Origin of the sequence: Frondihabitans sp. PhB188 (assembly GCF_003752365.1) — a bacterium.
GTDB lineage: Bacteria > Actinomycetota > Actinomycetes > Actinomycetales > Microbacteriaceae > Frondihabitans.
In genome coordinates this window covers 96,847-121,534 of record NZ_RJUO01000003.1, presented here as the reverse complement: position 1 = coordinate 121,534, position 24,688 = coordinate 96,847, and the positions used below count along the sequence as shown (strand labels likewise).

General features: G+C 71.4%; 21 protein-coding genes. 11 read left to right on the top strand and 10 right to left on the bottom strand.

The window, feature by feature from the left end; genetic code table 11:
- Positions 1-765: 765 nt before the first annotated feature.
- Positions 766-2,319, bottom strand: coding sequence for an MFS transporter (locus tag EDF46_RS09335; RefSeq protein ID WP_123506035.1), 1,554 nt, complete (start codon positions 2,317-2,319; stop codon positions 766-768).
- Between the two features lie 126 nt (positions 2,320-2,445).
- Here EDF46_RS09335 and EDF46_RS09330 point away from each other — a divergent pair, with 126 nt between their 5' ends.
- From EDF46_RS09330 to EDF46_RS18305, 3 genes are all read left to right on the top strand, one after another.
- Positions 2,446-3,138: a TetR/AcrR family transcriptional regulator gene (locus EDF46_RS09330; RefSeq protein WP_233579965.1), complete on the top strand. Its 693-nt coding sequence runs from the start codon at positions 2,446-2,448 to the stop codon at positions 3,136-3,138.
- Positions 3,139-3,184: 46 nt separating this feature from the next.
- Positions 3,185-3,670, top strand: coding sequence for an N-acetyltransferase (locus EDF46_RS09325; protein ID WP_123506034.1), 486 nt, complete (start codon positions 3,185-3,187; stop codon positions 3,668-3,670).
- A gap of 140 nt (positions 3,671-3,810) precedes the next feature.
- Positions 3,811-3,948, top strand: a complete 138-nt coding sequence (locus EDF46_RS18305) for a hypothetical protein (RefSeq protein WP_158614195.1) — start codon at positions 3,811-3,813, stop codon at positions 3,946-3,948.
- Between the two features lie 159 nt (positions 3,949-4,107).
- Here the strand turns inward: EDF46_RS18305 and EDF46_RS09320 are convergent, their stop codons facing one another.
- Genes EDF46_RS09320 through EDF46_RS09310 form a run of 3 tightly spaced genes read right to left on the bottom strand, consistent with a single transcriptional unit; the run spans position 4,108 to position 8,918 of the window.
- On the bottom strand, positions 4,108-5,568 hold the full coding sequence (locus tag EDF46_RS09320; RefSeq protein ID WP_123506033.1) for an MFS transporter: 1,461 nt from the start codon (positions 5,566-5,568) through the stop codon (positions 4,108-4,110).
- Between the two features lie 9 nt (positions 5,569-5,577).
- Positions 5,578-8,028 carry an ATP-dependent DNA ligase gene (locus EDF46_RS09315; RefSeq protein ID WP_123506032.1) on the bottom strand — a complete coding sequence of 817 codons (2,451 nt, stop codon included), beginning with the start codon at positions 8,026-8,028 and terminating at the stop codon, positions 5,578-5,580.
- Positions 8,029-8,030: 2 nt separating this feature from the next.
- Entirely contained in the window at positions 8,031-8,918 is an 888-nt protein-coding gene (locus EDF46_RS09310; RefSeq protein WP_123506031.1) for an SDR family oxidoreductase, read from the bottom strand.
- A gap of 66 nt (positions 8,919-8,984) precedes the next feature.
- Between EDF46_RS09310 and EDF46_RS09305 the strand changes: the two genes are divergently transcribed.
- Positions 8,985-9,953 carry a Ku protein gene (locus tag EDF46_RS09305; RefSeq protein WP_123506030.1) on the top strand — a complete coding sequence of 323 codons (969 nt, stop codon included), beginning with the start codon at positions 8,985-8,987 and terminating at the stop codon, positions 9,951-9,953.
- Here the strand turns inward: EDF46_RS09305 and EDF46_RS09300 are convergent.
- Both EDF46_RS09300 and EDF46_RS09295 read right to left on the bottom strand, forming a co-directional pair.
- Positions 9,950-10,678, bottom strand: a complete 729-nt coding sequence (locus EDF46_RS09300; RefSeq protein ID WP_123506029.1) for a VOC family protein — start codon at positions 10,676-10,678, stop codon at positions 9,950-9,952. The two genes, EDF46_RS09305 and EDF46_RS09300, sit on opposite strands and share 4 nt — an antisense overlap.
- A gap of 24 nt (positions 10,679-10,702) precedes the next feature.
- The gene (locus tag EDF46_RS09295; protein WP_233579964.1) at positions 10,703-12,589 is read right to left on the bottom strand and encodes a glycoside hydrolase family 15 protein; all 1,887 of its coding nucleotides are present in this window, start codon (positions 12,587-12,589) and stop codon (positions 10,703-10,705) included.
- Positions 12,590-12,657: 68 nt separating this feature from the next.
- Between EDF46_RS09295 and EDF46_RS09290 the strand changes: the two genes are divergently transcribed.
- Entirely contained in the window at positions 12,658-13,515 is an 858-nt protein-coding gene (locus EDF46_RS09290) for an SMP-30/gluconolactonase/LRE family protein (RefSeq protein ID WP_123506028.1), read from the top strand.
- A 16-nt stretch (positions 13,516-13,531) separates the two neighbouring features.
- Here EDF46_RS09290 and EDF46_RS09285 read toward each other — a convergent pair whose 3' ends face one another.
- Both EDF46_RS09285 and EDF46_RS09280 read right to left on the bottom strand, forming a co-directional pair.
- Positions 13,532-14,755 (bottom strand): NAD(P)/FAD-dependent oxidoreductase, encoded by a 1,224-nt coding sequence (locus tag EDF46_RS09285; protein WP_123506027.1) that lies wholly within the window; start codon positions 14,753-14,755, stop codon positions 13,532-13,534.
- Between the two features lie 34 nt (positions 14,756-14,789).
- On the bottom strand, positions 14,790-15,329 hold the full coding sequence (locus EDF46_RS09280; RefSeq protein ID WP_123506026.1) for a Dps family protein: 540 nt from the start codon (positions 15,327-15,329) through the stop codon (positions 14,790-14,792).
- Between the two features lie 191 nt (positions 15,330-15,520).
- Here EDF46_RS09280 and EDF46_RS09275 point away from each other — a divergent pair, with 191 nt between their 5' ends.
- Entirely contained in the window at positions 15,521-15,880 is a 360-nt protein-coding gene (locus EDF46_RS09275) for a hypothetical protein (protein ID WP_148061182.1), read from the top strand.
- A gap of 9 nt (positions 15,881-15,889) precedes the next feature.
- A complete protein-coding gene (locus EDF46_RS09270) occupies positions 15,890-16,609 on the top strand; it encodes a triacylglycerol lipase (RefSeq protein ID WP_123506024.1) in 720 nt (239 codons plus the stop codon).
- Positions 16,610-16,638: 29 nt separating this feature from the next.
- On the opposite strand, the gene EDF46_RS09265 is transcribed toward EDF46_RS09270, so the two are convergent.
- Positions 16,639-17,637, bottom strand: a complete 999-nt coding sequence (locus EDF46_RS09265; RefSeq protein ID WP_233579963.1) for an FUSC family protein — start codon at positions 17,635-17,637, stop codon at positions 16,639-16,641.
- 147 nt (positions 17,638-17,784) lie between these two features.
- Between EDF46_RS09265 and EDF46_RS09260 the strand changes: the two genes are divergently transcribed.
- The 3 genes from EDF46_RS09260 to EDF46_RS09250 all read left to right on the top strand — a co-directional run bounded on the left by EDF46_RS09260 (position 17,785) and on the right by EDF46_RS09250 (position 23,030).
- Positions 17,785-19,038, top strand: a complete 1,254-nt coding sequence (locus EDF46_RS09260; RefSeq protein WP_123506023.1) for an aminoglycoside phosphotransferase family protein — start codon at positions 17,785-17,787, stop codon at positions 19,036-19,038.
- A gap of 22 nt (positions 19,039-19,060) precedes the next feature.
- Positions 19,061-20,542: an FAD-dependent oxidoreductase gene (locus EDF46_RS09255; protein WP_123506022.1), complete on the top strand. Its 1,482-nt coding sequence runs from the start codon at positions 19,061-19,063 to the stop codon at positions 20,540-20,542.
- 313 nt (positions 20,543-20,855) lie between these two features.
- Positions 20,856-23,030 carry a DEAD/DEAH box helicase gene (locus tag EDF46_RS09250; protein ID WP_123506021.1) on the top strand — a complete coding sequence of 725 codons (2,175 nt, stop codon included), beginning with the start codon at positions 20,856-20,858 and terminating at the stop codon, positions 23,028-23,030.
- 85 nt (positions 23,031-23,115) lie between these two features.
- Here EDF46_RS09250 and EDF46_RS09245 read toward each other — a convergent pair whose 3' ends face one another.
- Positions 23,116-23,907: a hypothetical protein gene (locus EDF46_RS09245; protein ID WP_123506020.1), complete on the bottom strand. Its 792-nt coding sequence runs from the start codon at positions 23,905-23,907 to the stop codon at positions 23,116-23,118.
- 299 nt (positions 23,908-24,206) lie between these two features.
- On the opposite strand from EDF46_RS09245, the gene EDF46_RS09240 reads away from it, so the two are divergent.
- Positions 24,207-24,605: a VOC family protein gene (locus EDF46_RS09240; RefSeq protein WP_123506019.1), complete on the top strand. Its 399-nt coding sequence runs from the start codon at positions 24,207-24,209 to the stop codon at positions 24,603-24,605.
- Positions 24,606-24,688: the final 83 nt, after the last annotated feature.

Sequence of the window (24,688 nt, the reverse complement as noted above, 5' to 3'; positions counted from 1 at the left end):
GCGGCGGGGCCGGCCCGACGGCGGGGGCCATCTCGCGGGAGGGTCGGCGGGTTGCTCGCCAGCGCGGGCGGGCGCGGGGCGGCGGCGGGTGGCGCGCCGGCGTGGGCGGGCGCGGCTTCCGCGAGGTGGCCGTGCACGTCGCCCCGGCGGGTCGCGCCCGACGGGAAGGGCCATCTCGCGGGTGGGGTCGGGGTGGCTGGTCGGGCGTGGGTGGGCCCGGCCTGCGCGAGGTGGCCGTGCTTGTCGCCCCGGCGGGTCCGGCCCGACGGCGGAGGCCATCTCGCGGGAGGGTCGGCGGGGGCGGGCGCGGGGCGGGGGCGGGGCGGGGCGGCGGCGGGTGGCGTGCCGGCGTGGGCGGGCGCGGCTGGCGCGAGGTGGCCGTGCTTGTCGCCGGGGCGAGGCCAGCGCGACGGCGGGGGCCATCTCGCGGGAAGGAGAGGCGGCGCGTGCGGGCGCGGGGCGGCGGCGGGTGGCGCGCCGGCGTGGGCGGGCGCGGCTGGCGCGAGGTGGCCGTGCTTGTCGCCGCGGCGGGGCCGGCCCGACGGGAAGGGCCATGTCGCGAGAGGGAGCGGCGGCGTGAGGGGGCGGCGGGGGCGCGCGCGGGGCGAGCGGACGGGCGCGGCGCGCGCGGCGCGGACGCGCACGGGGCCGCACGCGGCGAGGACCCCGCGCTTGGCCGAGCCCGCACGCGGCGAGGCCCCGCACGCTTCGCAACGCCGCGAGGCCCCCGCACGCGACGCGCGCGGGGGCCTCGCGGCGGCGCGGCTAGTGCGCGACGACCGGCTCGGCCGGCGACGAGTCGACGGTCGTGCCCTCGGCGGCGGCCTCCGCGTCGGCGCGAGCGGTGGCGGCCTCGGCCCGGGCCCGGGTGTCGGACCGGGTGCGGAAGAGCAGCACGGCCATCACGGCACCGAAGGCGAAGAAGCCGGCGCCCCAGGCGTACGCGGTCGCGTAGCTGTGCACGGCGGCCTCGGCCGCGACGCGCGCGGTGGCGGGGGTGTGCGACGCGACGTAGTTCACTGCGGCGGTGGCGGCGAGCGTGTTGAGCAGCGCCGTGCCGATCGATCCGCCGACCTGCTGGCTGGTGTTGACCATCGCCGAGGCCACGCCGGCGTGGCCGCGGTCGACGCCGAGGGTCGCGGTCTGGATCGACGCGGGCATGATGGAGCCCATGCCGAAGCCGAGCACCATCAGCGCGGGGAGCACGTCGCGGGCGTAGGTGCTGTCCAGGCCCAGGCGGGTGAGGTAGAGCATTCCCGCTGCGCCGAGCACCATGCCGAACGGCACCATGATCTTGGGGCCGAAACGGGGAACGAAGATGTTCGTCGACAGCTGGGCGGCGAGCACGAGCATGCCGATCATCGGCAGGAACGAGACGCCCGTCTGGATCGGCGTGTACGCCAGCGACGTCTGCAGGTAGTACGTCACGAACAGGAAGATGCCGAACATGCCCGCACCCGCGATCGTGACCGACGCGTAGGCGGCGCCGCGGTTGCGGTCGAGGATGATGTGCAGCGGCAGGAGCGGGTGCGCCGCGCGACGCTGCCAGAGGACGAAGGCGATGAGCAGGATCCCGGCGGCCGACAGGAAGCCCCACGTGAGCGGCGACGACCACTTCTCGGTCTCGGCGTTCGAGAACCCGTAGACGAGCGAGAACAGCGCGGCCGAGACCAGGACGGTGCCGGGCACGTCGAGCTTCGGACGCGGCCCTTGGCGCTTGGGGCTGGTGACGAAGATCACGGCGCCGATGACGGCGATGACGGCGATGAAGACGTTGATGTAGAGGTTCCAGCGCCAGTTGAAGTTCTCGGTCAGCACGCCGCCGAGCAGGAGGCCGATGGCCCCGCCCGCACCGGCGATGGCGCCGAACACGCCGAACGCGCGGGCGCGCTCCTTCGGGATGGTGAAGGTCGTCGTGAGCACGGCGAGCGCGGTCGGGGCGAGGAGCGCTCCGAAGGCGCCCTGCAGGGCCCGGGCGAACACGAGCATGCCGAAGCTGCCGGCCGCGCCGCCCAGGGCCGAGGCGAGGGCGAAGCCGATGAGGCCGATGATGAAGGTGCGCTTGCGGCCGATGAGGTCGGAGAGGCGCCCGCCCAGCAGCAGGAGGCTGCCGAAGGCGAGGGAGTAGGCGGTGACGATCCACTGGCGTTCGCCGTTCGTGAATCCGAGGTCGTGCTGGGCGCTAGGGAGCGCGATGTTGACGACGGTCGAGTCGAGCACGACCATGAGCTGCGCCAGGGCGACGGTGGTGAGGGTGAGCCACCGGCGAGGCGCCACCACGGCGCTCGGGGCGCCGGTAACGGGGGAGGTTTGCGTCATGCGGGGAACTCTATCCGGTTCTGGCGAGTTTCGGAACTATTGAGTTTCACAATGTGCAGACGTATAATCGGCACAACGAGAAAAGGGGCGACGGCAATGACGCGAGTCGATCCCGACGAGAGAACCATGCCAGCGACCACCGACATGCCAGCGACCAGCGCCAGCCCCGAGCGTTCAAGCACCGAGCCCGGCAGCCCCGAGCCCGGCAGCCCCGAGCCCGCCAAGCTGGGCCGCAAGCGCGACCACACCCGCGACCCCGAGATCCTCAGCGCGGCCATCGACGTCCTTGCCGAGGAGGGCTACGACGGCATGACCATGGAGATGGTGGCGGCCCGCGCCAAGGCCGGCAAGGCGACGGTCTACCGCCGCTGGGGCTCCAAGAGCGAGCTCGTCATCGAGGCCATCGCCTGCATGAAGCGCGGCGTCGCTCCGGAGACCCTGCCCGACACGGGAACGCTGCGCGGCGACCTCCTCGCCCTCATCCGCCCGCATTCGATCGACGACGCCGACAAGAAGCTCAAAGTCATGGCGGGCATCGTGTCGCTCATCGCGCGGAGCCCCGAGATGTCCGACGCCGTCAACGCCGCGATGGTCGAGCCCCGAGCGAAGATCAACCGCGTGCTCTTCCAGCGCGCGATCGATCGCGGCGAGATCTCGGCCGACTGCGACGTCGAAGCGCTCTCGCTGATCTCGCCGTCGATGGCCGCCTACCGCACGCTCGTGCAGCGCAAGCCCGTCGACCGCGAGTTCCTCGTCTCGCTCGTCGACAGCGTCATCCTGCCGGCGGTGGGGCTCCGCGCCGGCGCACCCGCCTCCTGAGGCCGAGCTCGGCGGGGCGGGGCAGTTCCTGCGCCATGATGGACGGGTGAGCATCGTGACAGCCGAGGCCTCGGACGACGATCTCGAGGCCTGCGTCGCGCTGTGGCTGCACGCCCTCGAGGTGCGCGACGGCCATCCGCCCGTCGAGGGCACGGCCGAGCGCTGCCGCGGCAAGTTCGCCCTCGCGCGCGTCGCCTGGGTGGTTCTGCGCGACGAGCTCGCCGAGATCGCGGCCTTCAGCCTGGTCACGGGCGCAGGAACCGGCCGCCCCGCCGACCCGCCCGCCGCCGCCTACCTCTCGCTCTTCGCGGTGGCCCCCGGTCGCCAGGGGGCCGGCCTGGGTGGGCGCCTGCTCCGCGCCGTGCACGAGCGCATCGCGTCCGCCGGGTACGACGAGGCGGTGCTGCACGTGCTCGTCGAGAACGCCGTGGCGGTCGGGCTGTACCGCTCGCAGGGCTGGGTCGAGGTGGGGGAGCGATTCCCGCACCCGCTGAACGGCTCGGCGACGGGCACGTTCGTCTACACGCCCTGACTCCCGGGCGGGCCGTGGCGCGTCTCGGAACGACCCGAACGAGGGGGCGACGACCCGTCTGCCCCCGAACGAGCGCGCCCCGAAGGTGGACTCGTGGCCTCCTGCCGACCTGAATTACCGTCAGACCAGGAGGTCGATTAATGGACAACGAACAGCTTCACGACGAAGGGCTCTCAGCGCTCTCGCTGGGCCAGCAGCATGACTTCGGAGACTACGGACGCGTCTCGGTCAGCGACGACTGGCTCGAGGAGCGAGTGCGCCAGTTCGGAGCGGACTGACCTCCCCCCAGACCGGTCCTGCGAGCCGCTGTCGGCGACCATCCCCTACAGGTCGTCGCGCAGTGCGAAGCATCCCTCGTCAGGACCCGCCGAAGCCGCCCCCTCCGCCCTACCGGAGCATGGGGCGGCTTTTGGCGTCCGGGCGACGGTCGCGAGCGCCTAGCCCTTCGTTGAAGACGAAGACGAAGAAGAAGACGACGACGACGAAGACGACGACGAAGGCGAAGGCGCGGGCGCCGTCGGCGGCGTCGTCCGCTCGGCCATCAGCCCGCGCGGCAGCCCGAAGAACGACACCGCCGCCGAGATGACGAGCAGCACGGCGACCACGATGACGACGCGGTGGAAGCCGGGGACGTCGAGCACGCCTCCCGCGATGACGCCGACGAACGCGATCGCGACCAGGCCGGCGACCCGCGAGATCGCGTTGTTGACGGCTGAGGCGATGCCGGCCTCCGACGGATCGATCTGGCCGAGCACCGTGGAGGTCAGCGGCGTCACCGTGATTGTCATGCCGAGGCCGAACAGGGTGACGCCGGGCAGGATCTGCAGCCAGGGGTCGAAGTCGGTCGAGACCGTCAGCATCCAGAGGAAGCCGGCCGCTGTGATCAGGGGCCCGACCGCCATGAAGGGGCGGGGGCCGAACCGGCCGGCCAGGGCGCCCACGCGCGATGACAGCAGCAGCGACACGACCGTCGTCGGCAGGGTGATGAGCCCGGAGACCGTCGCGGGCAGGTGGCCGATCTCCTGCACAGCGAGCGGGATCACGAGCGTGCCGAGGCTCACCGAGGCGTAGATGCCGACGGTCGCGAGGTTGCTCACGCTGAACGCGCGCACCGAGAACAGGCGGAGCGGCAGCATCGGCTGGGTCGTTCGCCGCTCCCACCAGACGAAGGCGACGAGGCAGGCGACGCCGGCCACGAGCGCCGTCAGCACGAACGGGTCGTCGAAGCCGATCCGCTGGCCCTCGATCAGCGCGAAGACGGGGCCCGCGAGCCCGAGGGCCGCCAGCACGGCGCCGGGCACATCGACGTGGGCGCCCGTTCCGGCGCCTCCTCGATGGGCATCGCCCGGCAGTCGACCCATGACGACGAGCGTGACGACGACGGGGACCACGACGATGCCGAACACCCAGCGCCAGCCGACCGTGTCGACCAGGCCGCCGCCGGCCAGCGGGCCGATCAGGAAGGCGACGCCGGTCCAGGCGGTCCAGGTACCGATGGCACGGGCGAGGGCAGCACCGGAGAAGGTCGCCGTGATGACCGCGAGGCTCGACGGCACGAGGAGGGCCCCCGAGACGCCCTGCAGTGCGCGCGCGGCGATCAGGAGGCCGGCGCTGGGCGCCACGGCGGCCAGGATCGAGGTCGCCGCGAATCCGGCCAGGCCGATGCGGAGGATGCGCACCCGGCCGAAGGTGTCCGAGAGCGACCCTGCTACGAGCATGAGCGAGCCGAGAGTCAGCAGGTAGCCGTCGACGACCCAGGCCTGCAGCGTCACGCCGCCTCCGAGGTCGCGGGCGATCGCCGGCAGCGCCACCGTGACGATCGAGCCGTCGAGGAAGGCCACGAACGACGCGAGGATCGCGACGACCAGAACTACGCGTTCGCCGGAGCGATTGGCCATGGGGTCAGGCTAGCCCTCGTGGAGGCCCGAGGGCGGGCGTTCCGGCTTCTCCAGGACGACGTCGACCGGGTCTTTGTCGGGCCGGAACCCCCTCCACGACGGCTGTCGGAGGCGGCCCGTCGACGTCCATTCCGCGAACTCGACCTCGCCGACGAGCGACGGGGTCACCCAGTGCGCGTCGCGGGAGTCGGCGGCGGGGACGTCGACGAGCGGCGAGGTCTTCCGGGCGAGACGCCCCAGGCGCTCCTGCAGGTCGTCGAGGTCGGAGTCGCGGAACCCGGTTCCGACGCGGCCCGCGTACCGGAGGCCGTCCGGACCGGGGATGCCGACCAGCAGAGATCCCACGCCGCCGGATCGACGGCCCGCTCCCGGGCGCCAGCCGGCGATCACGACCTCCTGGGTGGCGTGGTGCTTGATCTTGATCCAGGCGCGGCTGCGGCGTCCGGCCGTGTAGGTGCTGTCGCGTCGCTTGGCCACGACTCCCTCGAGGCGCAGCGACTTCGAGAAGGCGACGGCGCCGTCGAGGTCGCCCTCGAATGCCGGCGGCACGTCGATGGTGCGGTCGGTGTCGACGAGGCCCTCGAGGGTCGCTCGGCGTTCGTCGTACTGCTCCTTCACGAGCGAGCGACCGTCGACCGCGGTCACGTCGAACAGCAGCAGTCGCACGGGCGCCGACTTCGAGACGCGCTCCACGTCGCGCGGCCGGGTCAGCTTCATCCGCGTCTGCAGGAGCCCGAAGTCGGGCCGCCCCGACGGGTCGACGGCGACGATCTCGCCGTCGAGCACGGCGTCGTCGGCTCCGGTCAGCCGCTCGGCCAGCGCGGCGAACTCCGGGTACGACGGCGTGAGGTCGTGGCCGTTGCGGCTGGCGATGGTGACAGAGCCGTCCTGCACGACGACCGTGGCGCGGAGGCCGTCCCACTTCAGCTCGTAGGCCCACTCGTCGGGCCCCCCGATGTCGGCGGCCGTGCCGGCGGTGGCGAGCATCGGGGCGGCGGGCGGCCCGGCGGCACGGTGCGACGGGGCGGGCTTCGACGACGGCTTCGGGCGCGCGCGCGGGTGGTCGGGTTCCTGCGCCCCGTGGTCGTCGACCGCCGTGTCTTTCATACGGTGGATCAGCCAGTTCTGCTCGCCCGTGTGGATCAGCGCGACGCGCCTCGTGCCCCGCTGCTCGCCGTGCAGCACCGCGATGACCTCCTTGCCGTCGCGCCACTTCTCGAGCTCGTACTCGCCGGAGTCCCAGATCGACACCGTGCCGGCCCCGTACTCGCCCTTCGCGATGGTGCCCTCGAAGGTGCCGTACTCGAGCGGGTGGTCTTCGGTCTGCACGGCGAGGCGATTGTGCTTCACGTCGGCGGGCTCGCCCTTGGGCAGCGCCCAGCTCACCAGCACGCCGTCGTGCTCGAGCCGGAAGTCCCAGTGCAGGCGCCGCGCGTGGTGCTCCTGGATCACGAAGCTGCGGCCGTCGGTCGAGACGGGAGCGGTCGCAGGAACGGGCTCCCGCGTCTTCGAGGCATCCCGCTTCGAGCGGTACGCCGTCAGGCGGTCCTCGGCCGCATCGCCGTCCTCCTCGTCCGCGGGCACGGGAGCGCCCGCCGACATGCCCGCCAGCGGGTCGCCGCGCCGCTTCACGGCCGTCAGCACGTCGCCGATCTCGAGCTGGCGCAGCGACTTCGACGCCAGCTCGCGCCAGGTGCGGGGTGCCGCGACCGTCGGCCGCTCGCGTCCGCGCAGCGAGTACGGGGCGACCGTCGTCTTGCTGCCGTTGTTCTGCGACCAGTCGAGAAACACCTTGCCGCGCCGGTCGGCCTTGCCCATCGAGCTGAGCACCAGGTCGGGGTGATCGGCCTCGAGGGCGCGGGCCAGCTCGTGTGCCACCTCGCTGACGACGTCGGGCGGCTGCGAACCGTCGAGCGCCGCGTAGAGATGGATTCCCTTGCTGCCGCTCGTCACGGGCATCGGGTCGAGGCCCATGCCGCGCAGGATGGGCCGGAGTTCCTGCGCCACGAACACGCACTCGGGCAGGCCGACGCCGTCGCCCGGGTCGAGGTCGAGCACGAGCCGGTCGGGGTTGCGCTGGGCACCGCGCGGGCCGAAGCGCCACTGCGGCACGTGGATCTCGAGGGCTGCCTGCTGGCCGAGCCAGGTGAGCGTCGCCAGGTCGTTCACCATCGGGTAGACGTTGTCGTGGCCCTTGTGCTCGATGGTGTGGCGGGGGATCCACCCGGGGGCCGACTCGGGGAGGTTCTTCTCGAAGAAGGGCTCCTCGCCGGTGCCGTTCACCCAGCGCTTGCGGGTAGCTGGCCGACCCTCGGCGTGCGCGATCAGGTGCTCGGCGATCCCCGCGTAGTAGGCGAGCACGTCGCCCTTGGTGGTGCCCGTCGAGGGATACAGCACCTTGTCGAGGTGCGTGAGGCGCAGCACGTGCCCCTCGACGGTGACGCGGTCGCCGGCAGCCACAGTCAGAAGGCCGCGGTGCCGCCGGCGATCGTGATCGTCGCCCCCGAGGTGTAGCTCGACTCGGGGCTGACGAGGTGCACGTACGCGGCGCCCAGCTCGGCCGGCTGCCCGGGGCGGCCGTAGGGGGAGTCGGAGCCGAACTCGGAGACGCGCTCCGGGTCTTGAGACGCGGGCTGCAGCGGCGTCCACACCGGACCGGGGGCGACCGAGTTGACCCGGATCCCCTTCGGCGCGAGCTGCTGGGCGAGGGCCGCCGTGAAGACGCCGATCGCGCCTTTCGACATGGCGTAGTCGAGCTTGTCGGGGGAGGGCTGGCTGCCCTGGATCGACCCGGTCGTCACGATCGACGATCCCGGCTCGAGGTGGGGGATCGCCGCCTGGGTCAGCCAGAACAGCGAGTAGAGGTTGGTCTTGAACGTCGCGTCGATGCCATCGGTCGACATCTCGAGGATGTCGGGGTGGCTCTCCTGGTGGCCGGCCACCATGACGAGGGTGTCGAGGCCTCCGAGCTCCTTGACGGCCGTGTCGACGAGAGTGCCGCAGAACCACTCGTCGCTGATGTCGCCCGGGACGAGAACGGCTTTACGGCCCTCGGCCTCGAGCAGGTCGCGCACCTCCTCGGCGTCCTCCTGCTCGTCGGGCAGGTAGGTGAGCACGAGGTCGGCGCCTTCGCGCGACAGCGCGATCGCGGCGGCACGGCCGATGCCGGAGTCGGCGCCGGTGACGATTCCGCGGAACCCCTTCAGGCGCTCGAGGCCGACGTAGCTCTCCTCGCCGTGGTCGGGCTTCGGGCGCATCTTCGAGGCGCGGCCCGGCAGCGACTGATCCTGCTCCGGGAACGGCGGGGCGGGGTAGAGGCTGATCGGATCCTTCTTCTCGTACTGGCTCATCCGTCGAGTCAACTCCGGATCGGGAATCGTGTACCCCTCACCCCGCGGCGGGAGCACACTGGCCGCATGCGATCGATCTGGAAGGGCGCCATCACCTTCGGCCTCGTCAACGTGCCGGTGAAGGTCTACAGCGCCACCCAAGACCACGACATCTCGCTGCACCAGGTGCACGACGAAGACGGCGGGCGCATCCGCTACCAGCGCCGGTGCGAGGTGTGCGGCAAGGTGGTCGACTACGAGCACATCGACAAGGCGTTCGACGACGGCGACCAGACGGTCGTGCTCACCGACGACGACCTCTCGTCGCTGCCCGAGGAGCGCAGCCGTGAGATCGACGTGCTCGAGTTCGTGCCGAGCGACCAGCTCGATCCGATCATGTTCGACCGCTCGTACTTCCTGGAGCCCGACGGCTCGTCGGCGAAAGCGTACGTTCTGCTGCGGCGCACCCTCGAAGAGACGGACCGCACCGCGATCGTGCACTTCTCGCTGCGGCAGAAGACCCGGCTCGGCGCCCTCCGCGTGCGCGGCACGGTGCTCATGCTGCAGTCGCTCCTCTGGGACGACGAAGTGCGCGACGCCGACTTCCCGGCCCTGTCGAAGGGCATCCGCATCACCGACAAGGAGCTCGACATGTCGGCCAGCCTCGTCGACAGCCTCTCGGACGACTTCGAGCCCGCCGACTTCAGCGACGACTACCAGAAGGAGCTTCAGCAGCTCATCGACGCCAAGCTCAAGGAGGGCGAGTCGCTCGACACCGACGCCACGTTCGGCGAGACGTCGGACGACGACGAGTCGGGTTCGTCGGCGGGGGGCGGCGAGGTCATCGACCTGATGGACGCCCTGCGCGCGAGCGTCGAGAAGAACCGGGCCGCCAAGGGCGCGAAGAAGCCCGCCCCCGCCGCGAAGAAGGCGACGGCGAAGAAGGCCGCGGCGAAGAAGCCGGCGGTCGCCAAGAAGAGCGGCACGGCGAAGAAGAGCGGCACGGCGAAGAAGAGCGGCACAGCCACGAAGGACGGCACAGCGAAGGCCGGCTAGCCCGCCGCCAGCACGCAGAAGTCGTTGCCCTCGGGGTCGGCGAGGCACTTCCACGCCGAGTCGCCCTGCCCGAGGTCGGTGTCGACGGCCCCGAGGGAGTGCAGCCGTGAGACCTCGGCCGACTGGTCGTCGGCGGCGTACGGCTTCAGGTCGATGTGAAACCGGCTGGGCGCAGGAACTCCGGGCGCCTCGACGAACTCCACGAACGGCCCGACCCCGACCGCCGACCGCAACCGCGCCGGGCCGTCGTGCTGGTCTCGCTGCTCGGGCCGCTCGACGGCGACCCAGTCGGTCGCCGCCGCCCAGAACGCCGCCTGGCTGCGCGGGTGGTCGCACTCGAGCACGATCGCCCCGATCGGCCCGGTCGCGCTCTCGTCGGGGCGGGGATCCTGCACCCGGAAGACATTGCCCTCGGGGTCGGCGAACCCCGCGTCGACGCGGGTCGCCCCGAGCGCGAGCAGGCGCTCGATCAGGGCGGCGCGGTGCTCGAGCGATTCGGCGGCCAGCTCGATGCGCACCCGGTAGTGCACGGTCTCGGGGTCGGGCACGGTGACCGCGTCGATGCACACGGCCGACGCGTCGGGCCACTCGAGGCCGTCGGGGTAGGCGCTCGTGACGCCCGGGCCCTCGCTGTCGGTGCTCCAGCCGAGCGCGTCGGCCCAGAAGCGGCCGAGTGCCTGGTCGTCACGGGCCTTGACGTTCACGTTCACGATGCGGAGCGGCATGGGCCGACCCTACGCGATCAGCTGTCACGCTCCGACTTCGTCGCCCTCGTCCTCGCCCTTCTCTTTCGTCAGCTGGTCGATCGTGATGACCGCGTTGACCAGCGCGAGGTGGCTGAGGCCCTGGGGCAGATTGCCCAGGAACTCGCCGTTCTCCGAGATCATCTCGGAGAGCATCCCGACGTCGTTGACCTGCTCCATCAGCTCGTCCATCAGGGCCACGGCCTCGTCGAGCCGGCCCACGCAGGCCAGCGCGGCCGCGCACCAGAACGCGCACGCCGTGAAGGTGCCCTCCTCGGCGTCCATACCCGAGTAGCGGTACAGGAGCGGGCCCCGGCCGAGCTCGTCGCGGAGCGCGTCGATCGTGCGCGACATGCGCTCGCCGCGGTCGAAGCCCGTGGGGGCGTGCAGGAGGACGGAGGCGTCGAGTTCCTGCGACCCGGGGTACATCAGGTACGCACCACGCGACTCCGACCAGCACTTCTCGTCGACGTACTCGCGGATCAGCCGCGCGTTCTTTTTCCAGTGCGCGAGATCATCGTCGGAGGGGTGCAGCTGGCCGATGTCGGCGAGGTGGCAGGCGGCGTCGATGGCCTGCCAGCAGCCCATCTTGCTCGACGTGTAGTGCTGGAGGTCGCCGAGCTCCCACATGCCCGAGTCCTCCTCCTGCCACCGGCGGCAGGCCTCGTCGGCGAACGAGCACAGGAGCTCGTCGGTGGAGGCGTCGATGATGTTGCCGCCCGAGGCGTACTGGCTCAGGATCGCCAGGATGTCGGCGAACACGCCGAGCTGCAGCTGCCCCGACGCCGGGTTGCCGTCGTAGACCGGGCCGATGCCGCGCCAGCCCTCGGCCTCGGTCAGCGTCGTTCCGTCGGGCAGCCCGCCGTCGAGGGTGAAGAAGATGTGCATCTCGCGGCCGTGCTCCTTGAGGCAGCTCAGGATCCACGAGACGGCGGCGTGGGGCTCCTCGCGGAGGCCGAAGTTGAGGAGCGCCTGCACCGTGTAGGCGAGGTCGCGCACCCAGGCGAAGCGGTAGTCCCAGTTCTTAAGGCCGGTGAAGTTCTCGGGCACGGCGGCGGTGGCCGCGGCGGCGATCGCCCCGGTGGGGCTGTAGATCAGGAGCTTGAGCGCGAGGGTGGAGCGGGTGACGGCTTCCGACCACGGGCCGTCCCAGGAGAAGTTCTTCGACCACAGCGCCCAGTTGTCGACGGTGCGGTCGACGCCCTGGTCGACGACCTCGGCGTTCGGGATGTGGACGGGCTCGTCGTCGGTGCCGCAGAGGCAGAGGATCGTGCGCGAGCCGGGCGTCGTCGTGAAGGCTCCGCGGAACTCCGCCGCCTCGTCGGAGACGCCGTCGCCGGGACCCGTCGGATCGGTGCGGCCGTGGTCGGAGCCGATGAGCACGAGGTTGACGTCGCCGGCCCGAAGGACGGGGCCGTGGACCGTGTCGACGCGCTCGACGTCGTGGGTGCCGAAGACGTTGCCCGGCACGACCGCCCAGGTCATCTCCACGCTGCCCTCGACGCCCTCGATGCGGCGCACCAGCTCCGACCAGGGCAGGCGGCCCGCGACGCCCGTCACGAGGGCGTCCGTGACCTCGACCTCGCCGGTCGCGGTGCGGAAGCGCGTGGTCAGGACGTTGGTGCCCTCGAGGTACGACCGGTCTACCTCGAAGTCGGCCGTGGGTCGCAGCTCGAAGAAGCCGCCGCGCCCGGCGTCGAGCAGCCCGGCGATCACCGGCGCCGTGTTCATCTCGGGCAGAGGCAGCCAGTCGATCTGACCGTCGTCGGCGATGAGGGCGACCGTGCGGCCGTCTCCGATCGCGGCGTACGAGCGGAGGGGCTGGTAGCCGTCGGTGCGCTGCGAGGGCGAGCGCCAGTCGCGGACGGTGGGCTGGTCGATCGTATCGGTCACGCACCCACGATGCTCCGGTGCCCCTGAGTGCGCACCGGCGGCGTCCCCCGCCTGATAGACCTGACCGGGTGACCTCCGAACCGCGCCTCATCGTCGACGCCCGCGCCATCCTCATCGAGAGCCCCGTGTGGGACGCCGACGCCCAGCAGATTCTCTGGTGCGACATCACCGCCGGCACGCTGCACCGGGCGAGCCCGGACGGGGCGCAGGAACTCGAGGCGGTGCTGCCGCCCCCGCTGGCCTCGTTCCAGAGGCGCTCCGGTGGCGGCCTCGTCGTGGCTCTCCAGGATCGCGTCGTGCTCACCGACGACGCCGGCGTCTACGAACGCGACCTCGTGCGCGTCGAGCACTCGCACGCCGGCATCCGCTTCAACGAGGGCAAGTGCGACCCGTTCGGCAACTTCGTCGTCGGCGGCATGGATGCGACCCGTGACGACCCGGACGCGGGCCTCTACCGGATCACTCCGTCTGGCGAGGTCACGGTGCTCGCCGGCGGCTTCGGCACGACCAACGGAATCGAGTTCTCCGACGACGGCAGCATGATGTGGGTGACCGACACGGCCGTGCAGACGATCTACCAGGCCTCGTACGACGCCGACGGCACTCTCGGCGAGCTGGTGCCGTTCTCGACCGGGCGCACGCACGACGGGCTCGTCCGCGACTCGCTGGGGGAGTTCTGGAGCGCGATCTACGGCGACGGCGAGGTGGTGCACCTGTCGGCCGCAGGCGAGCTGCTCGAGACGATCGCCCTGCCCGCGCCGAACGTGACCGGCATCACGATCGGCGGCGCTGATCTGACGACGCTCTACGTGGGGTCGGCACGTGAGAACGCGACGGAGCAGCAGCTCCAGGAGTCTCCGCTCTCCGGCGGTCTGTTCGCCGTCGAGCTCGACCGACCGGGCGTGCTGCCCCGCCTCTTCGGCTGACGGACTGGATGAGCTGCTAGATCAGGCCGACGAGGTTGTCGGGCGTTAGCGCTCGCGCCTCGGCGAGGATCTGACGCGCCTTGTCGGTGGAGTCCCACACGTTCCAGAGCAGCACGCCCACAGGCACGCCGCCTTCGAGGTAGTAGACGACGACGCTGTCGTCGTCCTTCCAGTCCTCCACCGTCTCGAGCGAGGCGTCGAGCCTGCCGACGGCCTCGTAGCCGAGGTCGAACACGTCGGAGTAGTACATCGGCGTATGCGTGTACTTCTCATCCGAGCCGGCCATGATCCGGCCGACCGCAGCTCCCTGCTCCTTCGCGTTGTCGACGTGCTCGACACGACGTCGACCCAGGATCGGGTCCGGGTACGACGCCACGTCGCCGGCGGAGTAGACGAACGGGTCGTCGGTCGCGAGACGCGCATCGACCAGGATGCCGTCGTCGACGGCGAGCCCGGCCTTCTCGGCGAGCTCGGTGTTCGGCTCGATGCCCAGCCCGACCGCGACGCCGTCGGCCCGGAGCGTCGAGCCGTCGTCGAGCACCAGCTCGAAGCCGTCGCCCTTGGCCGTGCCGCCGCGGAGACGGCTGTTCGCGCGGAGCGTGACGCCGTGCTCGACGAACCGCGACTCGAACTTCGCGTCGACCCGCTCGGGGAACAGCGAGGCACCGAGGTCGGGGTCGGGGAAGACGATCGTGACGGCCGTGTCGTTCTGCACTAGTGCCGCGGCCAGCTCCGACCCGATGTAGCCGCCGCCGATGACGGCGACGTGCTTGCCGGAGCCCGACAACTCACGCAGATTCCGGTAGTCGGCCGCCGTGCGGAAGTAGATCACGCGGTCGTCGTCCGGCAGATCGAGCGTCTTCGGCCGTCCGCCCGTGGCGAGCAGGAGCCGGCCGTAGCCGATGGTCTCGCCGTCGGTCGTGGTGACAGTCCGGCCGGTGCGGTCGATCCTGTCGACCGAGGTGCGCAGGCGGATCTCGGCGCCGGTCTCGGCAGCCGTGCCCAGGTCGTTGTCGCTGGTGGTGAAGCTGTCATCGGTCCACAGCTTCTTCGACAGCGCCGGCCGGGTGTACGGCTGGTCGACGTCGTCGCTCAGGATGAGGATCGACCCGGTCGCGTCGCGCTCGCGGATACCGCGGGCGGCCGCATCGGCGACCATCCCGCCTCCGACGATGACGTATCCGGCAGCCGCCGTCTCTGCAACGGCGGTGTCAGCGGACGCAGTGTCGGCGTCGGCCATGGGAGCTCCAATCAGGGATGAGCGGGCAGGTCGATCAGTTGGCGATGGCGCCGACGCGGTCGAGGCCGGCCTCTTCCGCCTTCTCGTCGCGCTCGCGCGTCGCCTTGCTCTTGGCGTCGGCGGCGGGGTGGCGGTTCTCCGCACCGGTCATCCAGGCGAGCTGCTCGAGCCGCTCGAGGATCGAGTGCAGCACGTCGGCGGTGGTGGGGTCCTCGTCGTCGATGTCGTCGTGGACCGTGCGCATGGTCTCGGTGGCCGCGTACATCCGCTCGACGATCAGATCGACGACGGCGGTCGTCTCGACCGGGCCCTCGGGGAACTCCGGCAGGGCGGTCGTCTTCGTGACGGTGCTCGTACGGCCGTCCGGCACCAGGTAGACGGCGCGCATGCGCTCGGCCACCTCGTCCGAGAACCCGCGGGCGGCGTCGACGATCTCGTCGAGCTGCAGGTGCAGGTCGCGGAAGTTCGAGCCGAGCAGGTTCCAGTGGGCCTGCTTGCCCTGGACGTGGAGCTCGATGAGGTCGACGAGCACTTTCTGCATGCTGTCGCGCAGTTTCTCGGATCCTTGGAACATGGTTCCTCCTTGTGGTCGTCGTGGGGGCGCCGTGAATCGGCGTCAGAGTGGACGGTAGGCCCGTGACGCTCCGCGCTCCCGGTTTGTACCCCGCAGTTGTCCCTCAAATTGGGCGCAGAGAATGTACCCCTTTCGTGTAGTCTGCAGACACCCGCGGTTCCCGAAAAGCTGCGGGGCCTGAGGGGGCAGTCATGAGTGACGTGACGGCAGTTCGAAGCGCTGTGCGGGGGGCCAGGGTCCCGCGTGAGATCACCGACCTGGAGAACGCTCTGACCAGCGCCTTCCATGCGTTCGACGCGATCGAGGAGATGGACTTCGCGCACCGCGTGCGCGTCGTCGACGAGATCAGCGGGATCGTGCCGGAGGCCGCCGCGGCCGCCGCGCGGGCCGGGTACGGCGACTCGGCCGAGCGAGTGCTGCTCGCTGCCGCCGGATGCCCGCCGGCCTGGGCTTCGATCTGCCAGCGCTGGGACGACATGCTCGCCGAGAGCGCCGACATCGTCCTGACGACACCGTCGCCACTCGACCTCGGCGAGCTGCTCCGCGCCTAGGCTGGCGGCGTGACCCTGCCTGATCTGCGCAAGATCGTGCGGGCGCGAACCTCTCGGGGGAGCGTCCTGCACTACCTCGAGTTCCTGCCCGCCGACTACGCCTACGCGGTGCGAACGCACTCGCGGAGCCTGTTCGGCAACGCGTCGGTGCCTGCCCGGTACCGCGAGGGCGGCCTCGCGCCCGTGCTGCTGCTGCCCGGCGTCTACGAGTCGTGGCGCACGCTGCGCTGGTTCGCCGACCGCCTCAACGAGCAGGGCCACCCGGTCGTGGTCGTTCCCGGGATGGCGCACAACGTACGGCCGATCGCCGAGACCGCCGAGCTCGCGCAGCGCGTGCTCGACGCCAACGACCTCCGCGGCGTCGTCGTCCTGGCCCACAGCAAGGGCGGCCTCGTCGGAAAGTCCATGATGCTCGACACCGACGCCAGCGCTCGCATCGACCGCATGGTCGCCGTCAACAGCCCGTTCTCAGGGTCGCGCATGGCACGGTTCGCTCCCGGCAAGACGCTCCGCGCGTTCCGCACCGACGATGCCGGTCTGGTTCGCCTCAGCGGCCTCGTCGACGTCAACGCGCGAATCACGTCGGTGTTCGCGCGATTCGACGGCCACGTGCCCGACGGCAGCCGCCTCGAGGGGGCGCGCAACGTCAGCGTGCCGATCGACGGCCACTTCCGCATCCTCGGCCACCCGGCCGGCCGGGCGGCGATCCTGGCGGCGCTCCAGGGCTGAACCCCGGAGGCGGGCGCAGGAACTCGCCGCTACTGTCGCAGCTCCTCGCGCACGCGGCGGAGGTCCTCCAGAAGCGACCCCACCAGGATCCAGTGGTCGGGGTCGGGGCGGACGACCTGCAGGGGCGCGGTCAGGGCAGGGAGGTCGTCGGGGGAGCCCGTTCCTGCTCCCTCGCCCCGCGCAGCGGTCTCCTCGCGGTCGTGCACGAGCAGGCGCACGTCGTGGGCGGCGCGACGGAGCTCCTCGGCGATTCCGGCGACCACCGAGTCGTCGACGAGCGCCGGGTCGTAGTTGTCGCGGAGGGTGCGGGTCATCGCGACGACGCGGTGCACCAGATTCGAGAGCGGGGCGAGCAGGGCTCGGTCGGCCTCGAGCACCCGGCGCTGCCGGCTGGCGCGAGGGTTGAGGGTGAGCGACTCCTCGCCCGTCTTGACGGCCGACGCGGCCTGGTCGCGGAGCACGCGGAGCTCGCGCGCCCGCAGGAGCATCGCGTCGAGGTCGGCCGTCGGCGTCGCCTGCTCGAGGGAGCCCGCCAGGTCGTCGAGGGCCGTGCCGAGGTCGCGAGCCAGCCGGCCGACGGAGAGGTGCGCCGGCCCGAGGAGCACCGGCGGGACGATCAGGGCGTTGACCAGCAGCGCCACGACCGCCCCGATCACCGTCTCGATGATGCGGTCGACCGCATAGCCGGGCGTGACGACCCCCACCGACAGCACGAGCATCGCCGAGATCGGCACCTGAGTGCTCGACGTCGGCGTCAGCTTCACGAGCCAGGCCAGCAGCAGCGCCAGCACGACGGCGACCAGCACCACCCAGGTGTGCTCGTGGCCGAGGACGGCCCCGACGACGTAGGCGAGGCCCACGCCCATCACGACACCCGCGCTGCGCTCGAGGCCGCGGGCGAACGACTGGTTGACGCTCGGCTGCACCACCAGGAGGGCGGCGATCGCGCCGAAGATCGGCAGCGGCTGGCCGAGCGCCAGGAAGCTCAGGACCCAGGCGACGACGACCGCGATCGACGTCTTGACCACCTGGAGCAGGGGCAGGCGCGAGGGCTGCCGAAGGCGGGAGATCAGCGGGACCGGGGCACGTGCACGGTCTCCAGGGTACGGGCCGCGCTTTCGGCGCACCGGCCCGACGCCTGAGTAAATCTCGCCGTTCCTGCTTGACTGTGGCTCGTGTGGCCCAACTCAGGAGAGATCCTCCCCGCAGCGTTCGCGGACAGCGGGGTCCGAGTCGTGTCGTTCCGGCCGCACTCCGTCGAGCCGTCGGGCGGCGGCTACCTCTTCGGATACGAGGTCGACACGATCGACGCCGCGGGTGCCTCCTCGACCGTCCTGACGTTCGTCGACACCGACCCGTCCTCGGTCGAGGCGTCGCGCGCCGCCGGCGGGAACGTCGTCGCCGACCCGGGCAGCGGTCAGCTCGTGCGCGTCTGGGCCTACCCGGCCGACCCGGCGCTGCCGGCGCTCGCCGCAGTCACCTACCCCGAGCGCGTCGTCGAGCTCCTGGCTCGCATCGGCCTCGCCGTCAGCGATCCGACCCTCAGCGTGGCCGCCTACCGCCCCGGCAAGCGCGCCGTCATCAAGCTCGAGAGCGCCGAGGCCACGCTCTTCCTGAAGGTGGTGCGACCCAGCCGCGCCGAGCCCATCGCCGCGCTGCACGCGGCCTTCGCGGAGGCGGGGCTGCCTGTGCCGACGGTGGTCGCGACGCAGCCGGACGGCCTCCTGATCCTGCGCCGCGTCGACGGCGTACCCGCCGGAACCCGCGTGATCGACCTCGCGGCCGGACGTGCGTTCGTCGACACCGTGGTCGGGCTCTCCGAGACCGTCGCGCGCGTGCACCTCACCCAGACGGCCCAGGCCGACGCCCTCGACAACGGCTCGTGGCACCGCCGCAGCCTCACCGGGTCGCTGCCCGACCGGGCATCGGGGATCGACGCCGTCTACGACGAGATCGAGGCGCGCACCTCGACCTGGTCGTCCGACGAGATGCGGGTCGTCCACGGCGACCTCCACCTCGAGCAGCTCTTCGTCGATCCCGACCAGCCGGGCCACGTCACCGGCCTGCTCGACATCGACACCGCCGGCGTCGGGCACGCCGCGCGCGACGCCGGCTCGCTCGTCGCCCACCTCGTCGTCACGGCGCAGTGGCACCGCGGCAACGGCGACGAGGAGCAGGCCCGCGCCTGCGAGCGCATCGCCGACGCCGTGTCGGACGAGTGGACCGACCGGCACCCCGACATCGCCGACCGGCTCGCGCCGACGGTCGCCTCCCAGCTGCTGGCGCACGCCGGCGGACAAGCCACCCTCGGCACCGACACCGGCCGCCGCAAGGCGCTCCAGCTGGTCGACGCCGCCGAGGGCGCGCTCTGGCCGCGCCGATCCGAGCCGCTGCCAGGAGACGGGCCTACCGTGGGCTCCGACACCTGACCCGACCGTCTTTGGAGGAAGCGTGACCTCGATCTGGCTCGACAAGGTCCGCGAGATCCCCACCGACGAGTTCGAACCTCTCGCGACCTACGACGACGTCGTCATCGGCGCCGGCCTCACCGGCCTCGTGACCGCCCTCCTCTTCGCCCGGCGCGGGCACACCGTCGCGGTCCTCGAGGCGGGCCGGGTCGGAGGGCTCGCCACGGCCAGCTCGTCGGCGATGGTCAGCCGCCTGCAGGGCGCGCAGCTGCAGAAGATCCGCCGCCGCACCTACCAGTCCGTCGTCGACGCGTACGTGGCGGGCACCGGCGAGGCCTTCGACTGGCTCCTGGGCTACGCCGCCGACGCGGGCGTCGACGTCGAGCGCCGCGACGCCTACAGCTACGCGACCGACCGCCGTGGACTCGCCCGCGTCGACGCCGAGTACCTCGTCGGCCGACGCGCCGGGCTCGACCTCGAGAAGACCGTCGACGTCGACGCGCCTTTCGCGACCATCGGCGCCGTGCGCCTCCGCGACCAGGCGCAGCTCGACCCGCTCGACCTCGTCGCGGCGCTCGCCGCCGACCTGCGCGCCCTCGGCGGCGTCATCGTCGAGAACGCCCGCGTCACCGGCGTCGATGCCGGCGATCCCGCGACCACGCACACCGCGCTCGGCGACGTCTCGTCGGAGCGCGTGCACCTGACGACCGGCGCCCCCATCCTCGACCGCGGCCTGTACTTCGCGAAGATCGCGCCGCGCCGCTCGTTCGGCCTCGCGTTCTCGGGCATCGACGCGGCTGAGCTCCCCGACGCCATGTACCAGGGCGTCGACGACGGCGGGCGCTCGGTGCGCAGCTTCGGCAGCCAGCTGATCGTCGGCGGGGGAGCGCACGGTGTCGGCCGAGCCTCCTCGGAGGCGCAGATCGCCCACTCGCTCGAGCGCTGGACGCGGTCGCACTGGCCCACCGCGCACACCCGCCGGGTCTGGAGCGGGCAGGACTACGCGACGCCGCACGGCGTGCCGTTCGTCGGCTCCCTGCCGCGCGGGCGCGGGCGCATCTACCTCGCGACCGGCTACGACTCGTGGGGCATGACCGGTGCGGTCTCGGCCGCCCGCATGCTCGTGTCGGACGTCGTCGGCGACAACACTCCGTGGATGACCACCATCCACCACCGTGTCACGACCCCGGTCGCCATCGGAGCCGCGCTCGGCGAGAACGCCGCGGTGGCCTGGTCGTTCGCCCGCGGCTGGGGCAGGGCGCTGACCAACCCGCTCCTGCCGGGCGAGATCCCGTCCGAAGGGCACGGACGCGTCGGCATCGACGGCTTCACGCCCGTCGCGCGCTCGACCGTCGAGGGCGAGACCTGCACGCTCTCGGCCGTCTGCCCTCACCTCGCCGGCGTCGTCACCTGGAACGACCAGGAGCTCACCTGGGACTGCCCGCTGCACGGCTCCCGCTTCACCCGCACCGGAGAGGTCATCGAGGGTCCGGCCGGTCGCGGCCTCGCCCGTCACGACGACTGACCGGCCCGGCCCTCGACGACGGACACGCCCGGCGCGGACTCCGCTGGCCTTGGGGTCGAGCGGGGCGTAGCATAGGCGGGAACACGGCTTCGCCTTCCTGTGCGACTGTTCGTGCCAGCGACATTCGGCCCCGGCTCCTGCCAGGTGTCCGACGGATCTCTCCGATCCGCCCGTCGCACCCGGGGGCCGCCACCGAATGCCGGTCTCTCAGCATTTCCGCATCCGGCCGAACCACCGGCCCCGATGCAGACCTTCCCGCCTCCCGGCGCGACACCACGGTGCCGCCCGACCGGAGGCCACACTAGGAGGAGCCTTGGCTCGACCAGGCCAGCGCCAGTCCGGCGGTACTCGAACCGCCACCCGCTCGAACCACCGACGCGTCCGCGACCTCGACAACGACGGCATCATCCCCGTCCTCGCCAAGGCCGTCCGCGAGGTCGAGGCCGCCGCGCAGCGCGGCCCCGTCAAGCCGTCCGGGCGCACCAAGTTCCAGGTCGTCGCGATCCTCATGCGCGAAGAGCGCGCCCGCGTCAAGGGCGACAAGACGGTCGGCGACGCCGACCGCGCCGAGCAGCTCAAGCGCCTCGACGGCGTGGCGACGATCCTCGCGAAGGCGGCCGCGCGCGACACCTCGCTGATCGCCCTGCTCGCCGAAGAGGTCGTGGTCTCCGAGACCGCGCGCTCGCTCAAGCGCGACATGCTCATGGCCGCCGGCGCCGAGATGAGCCCCGACGACCTCATCATCACCACCGAGGCCGCAGCGCCGACTGTCTCGACCGAGCGCCAGGTGATCCCGCAGTCGGTCATCTCTCGCCAGCTGGCGAACCCCTTCCTCGCGCCCGACTTCGCCCTCGCCGAGCAGCGTGAGGCGCACCCGCGCCGCCTGGCCAACTGGGAGCTCTTCGGCCCCCTGTTCAAGTCGTTCGAGTACGGCGCCGGCGGTGTCTCGGCGTGCATGGACCTCCCTGAGCCGACCACCCTCAGCGCCCCCGGCGGCGCCGAGATGATGCGCCACCAGGCGCAGGTCGTCGAGGCGGCGGCCGAGGGCCACCGCACCTTCCTGCTCGCCGACGAGCCGGGCCTCGGCAAGACCGCGCAGTCGCTCCTCGCCGCTCAGGCCGCGAACGCCTACCCCCTGCTCGTCGTCGTGCCCAACGTCGTCAAGACGAACTGGGCTCGTGAGGTCGGCCTCTGGACCCCGAATCGCACCGCCACCGTGATCCACGGCGACGGCGACACCATCGACGGCTTCGCCGACATCGTCATCGTCAACTACGAGGTGCTCGACCGCCACGTCGGCTGGCTCGGCGACCTCGGCTTCCGCGGCATGGTCGTCGACGAGGCGCACTTCATCAAGAACAAGGACTCGCAGCGCTCGCGCAACGTGCTGCAGCTCTCGGCGCGGATCCGCGCCCGCACGGCTCACCCCCTCCTGATGGCGCTGACCGGCACGCCGCTGATCAACGACATCGAGGACTTCAGGGCGATCTGGCAGTTCCTGGGCTGGATCGACGACAAGAAGCCCGGCGCCGAATTGATGGAGGCACTCGAAGAGACCGGTCTGACCCCGGCCGAGCCCGGCTTCTTCGCATCGGCCCGCGCCTCGGTGATCGACCTCGGCATCGTGCGCCGGCGCAAGGTCGACGTGGCCGCCGACATCCCGGCACGCAGGATCGCCGACCTCCCCGTCGAGCTCGACGACGAGGCGGGCCGCTCCATCCGCGAGGCCGAGCGCGACCTCGCCAAGAAGCTCGTCGCCCGCTACCAGACCGCTCTCGCCACCCGCACCTCCGGCGTGCAGGTCGAGGGCATCGACCACGACCTGGTGCGCCAGGTCGCCAAGTGGGAGCTCGAAGACGGCGACGGCGGCAAGACCGGCGAGAACGTCTTCAGCATGGTGCGCCGCATCGGCCAGGCCAAGGCCGGCCTCGCCGCCGACTACACCGCTCAGCTGGCGCGCAACGTCGGCAAGGTCGTCTTCTTCGCCAAGCACATCGACGTCATGGACGTCGCCGAAGACACCTTCAAGCGCCGCGACATCAAGTTTGCGTCGATCCGCGGCGACCAGTCGTCGACGGTGCGCCAGAAGAACATCGACGCGTTCGTGAACGACCCCTCGGTCGAGGTGATCGTCTGCTCGCTCACCGCCGCCGGCGTCGGCCTCAACCTTCAGGTCGCCTCGAACGTGGTGCTCGCCGAGCTCTCGTGGACCGACGCCGAGCAGACGCAGGCCATCGACCGCGTGCACCGCATCGGCCAGGAGGAGCCCGTCACCGCGTGGCGTGTGATCGCCGCCCAGACGATCGACACCAAGATCGCCGAGCTCATCGACTCGAAGGCCGGCCTCGCCGCCCGCGCGCTCGACGGCTCGGACGAAGAGGTCACCTCGTCGGCCGACGTGCAGCTCGGTGCGCTCGTCGCACTGCTCACCGACGCGCTGTCGGCGTCGCCCGCGGCGCGTCGCGCGGCGCCGCAGCGTCGCCGCTAGCCCCCGCCCGCCCCGCCGCTGAGTCGCGCCGCTAACCGTTTCACGTACAGCTAACCGTCGCGGCGGTTAGCCCTGCGTGCAACGGTTAGCGAAGGCGAGGCCTCATGGCCGCCGACAGCAAAGCCGCCAGCCGTCCCGATGCCACCACGTCGTGCCACGTCCAGCGGACGAAGCCCCGCACGGCGGGGTCGGCCCTGATCCAGTCCTCGCGCACCTTCTCGGCGATCACCACCTCGTGCGGCTTGAGCCCGGACCACCGGCCCGAGTCGCGGTACTTGGTCATGCCGTCGAACTCCCCGACGAGCCCGAGGCCCGGCCAGAAGAAGTCGACGTCGGCATGTTGACTGTCGGGGCCGTCGAAGGGCGCCTGCAGCTCGGGGGCCTCGATGCGCGCCTCGAGCATGACCACGCGGCTCAGCGACTCGCCCGGTCGATTCGCCCGGTGGTCGGCGAAGTCGATGGCCCGAGCCGCTCTCGCGCTGCCTCGCGCCGTCGGCTGACGCTCGAGGTCGCGTCGGAGACCGTCCTTCGTCACGAGCCCGGAGCGGAGGCAATGGTCGAGGACGACGACTGACTGCCGGAAGGACGCCGTCAGTGCGATGTCGAGAGCTGTCCGCGTTGGCGTCGTGACAAGCACTCCGAAGCGCTCGGCGACCTCGGCCGGGCCGAGTGAGCCCGCGTGCTTCACCGTGAACGCGTTCTGCACCGTCTGAGTGATCCTGCTGTCTGTCACGTGAACTCGCTTGGGTGGCGCACCGAGGCGAGGCATGCCCCAGAGGGCCGCCGCAGAGAGGCGGGAGACCACGGCCGTGCCGTGCAGGGTCGTAACCGCTGCGACGATGCGCATGATCTCCTTCTCGTCGAGGGACAGCGACATCCAGTGCGCAGTCCGGACGTAGCGCCCGGGCACGACCCGGACGAGGTTGCCACGGAGACACGCGCGCCGGACTTCGGTGTCGTCATGTGATGAGTGGACGAGGAGATGAGGGCCGATCTGCACCCGACAAGCGTGGCGCACCGGCGACCACCGGGGGACGCCTCGCGACACGTCTGTGGAGAACTCCTGGAGGGCGGCAGGTGTTGACTGCAAGAGCCCGAACGAGCACCCGAATTCGAACCAGCACCCGATTTCGAACCAGTACCCGATTTCGAACCAGTACAGAGAAGTGAGACCCCATGCCCGAGTTCTCCGGCTACGCCCACGTCGCCATCACGGTCACCGACCACGCGAAGAGCCTCCCGTTCTACGAGATCGTCTTCGAGACGAAGCCGGTCGGCGAGATCGTGACCGACGACTTCGACCGCAAGATCTTCCCCGCCGGAGGGGGCCAGATCTTCGGTGTGACCGAGTACACCCAGAAGAAGGCCGGGCGCTTCGACCCGCTCGTTCCGGGCCTCGATCACGTCAGCTTCGCCGTCCCGAGCGGCTCCGACGTGGTGCGCATCCAGAACCGGCTCGCCGACGCGGGGATCCCGGGCGACCTCGTCGAGGTGGACTACGGCACCGTCCTCAACATCAAGGACCCCGACGGCAACGCGATCGAGTTCTTCGCGGCGCCCGACTTGACCGACTGATCCGTCGTGGGAGTCCGCGCCGACTTGAGCGCCGGGTGGCGGCTGTTCCTTCCGTACGCCCGAGAGGTCGTCCCTCCCCGCCG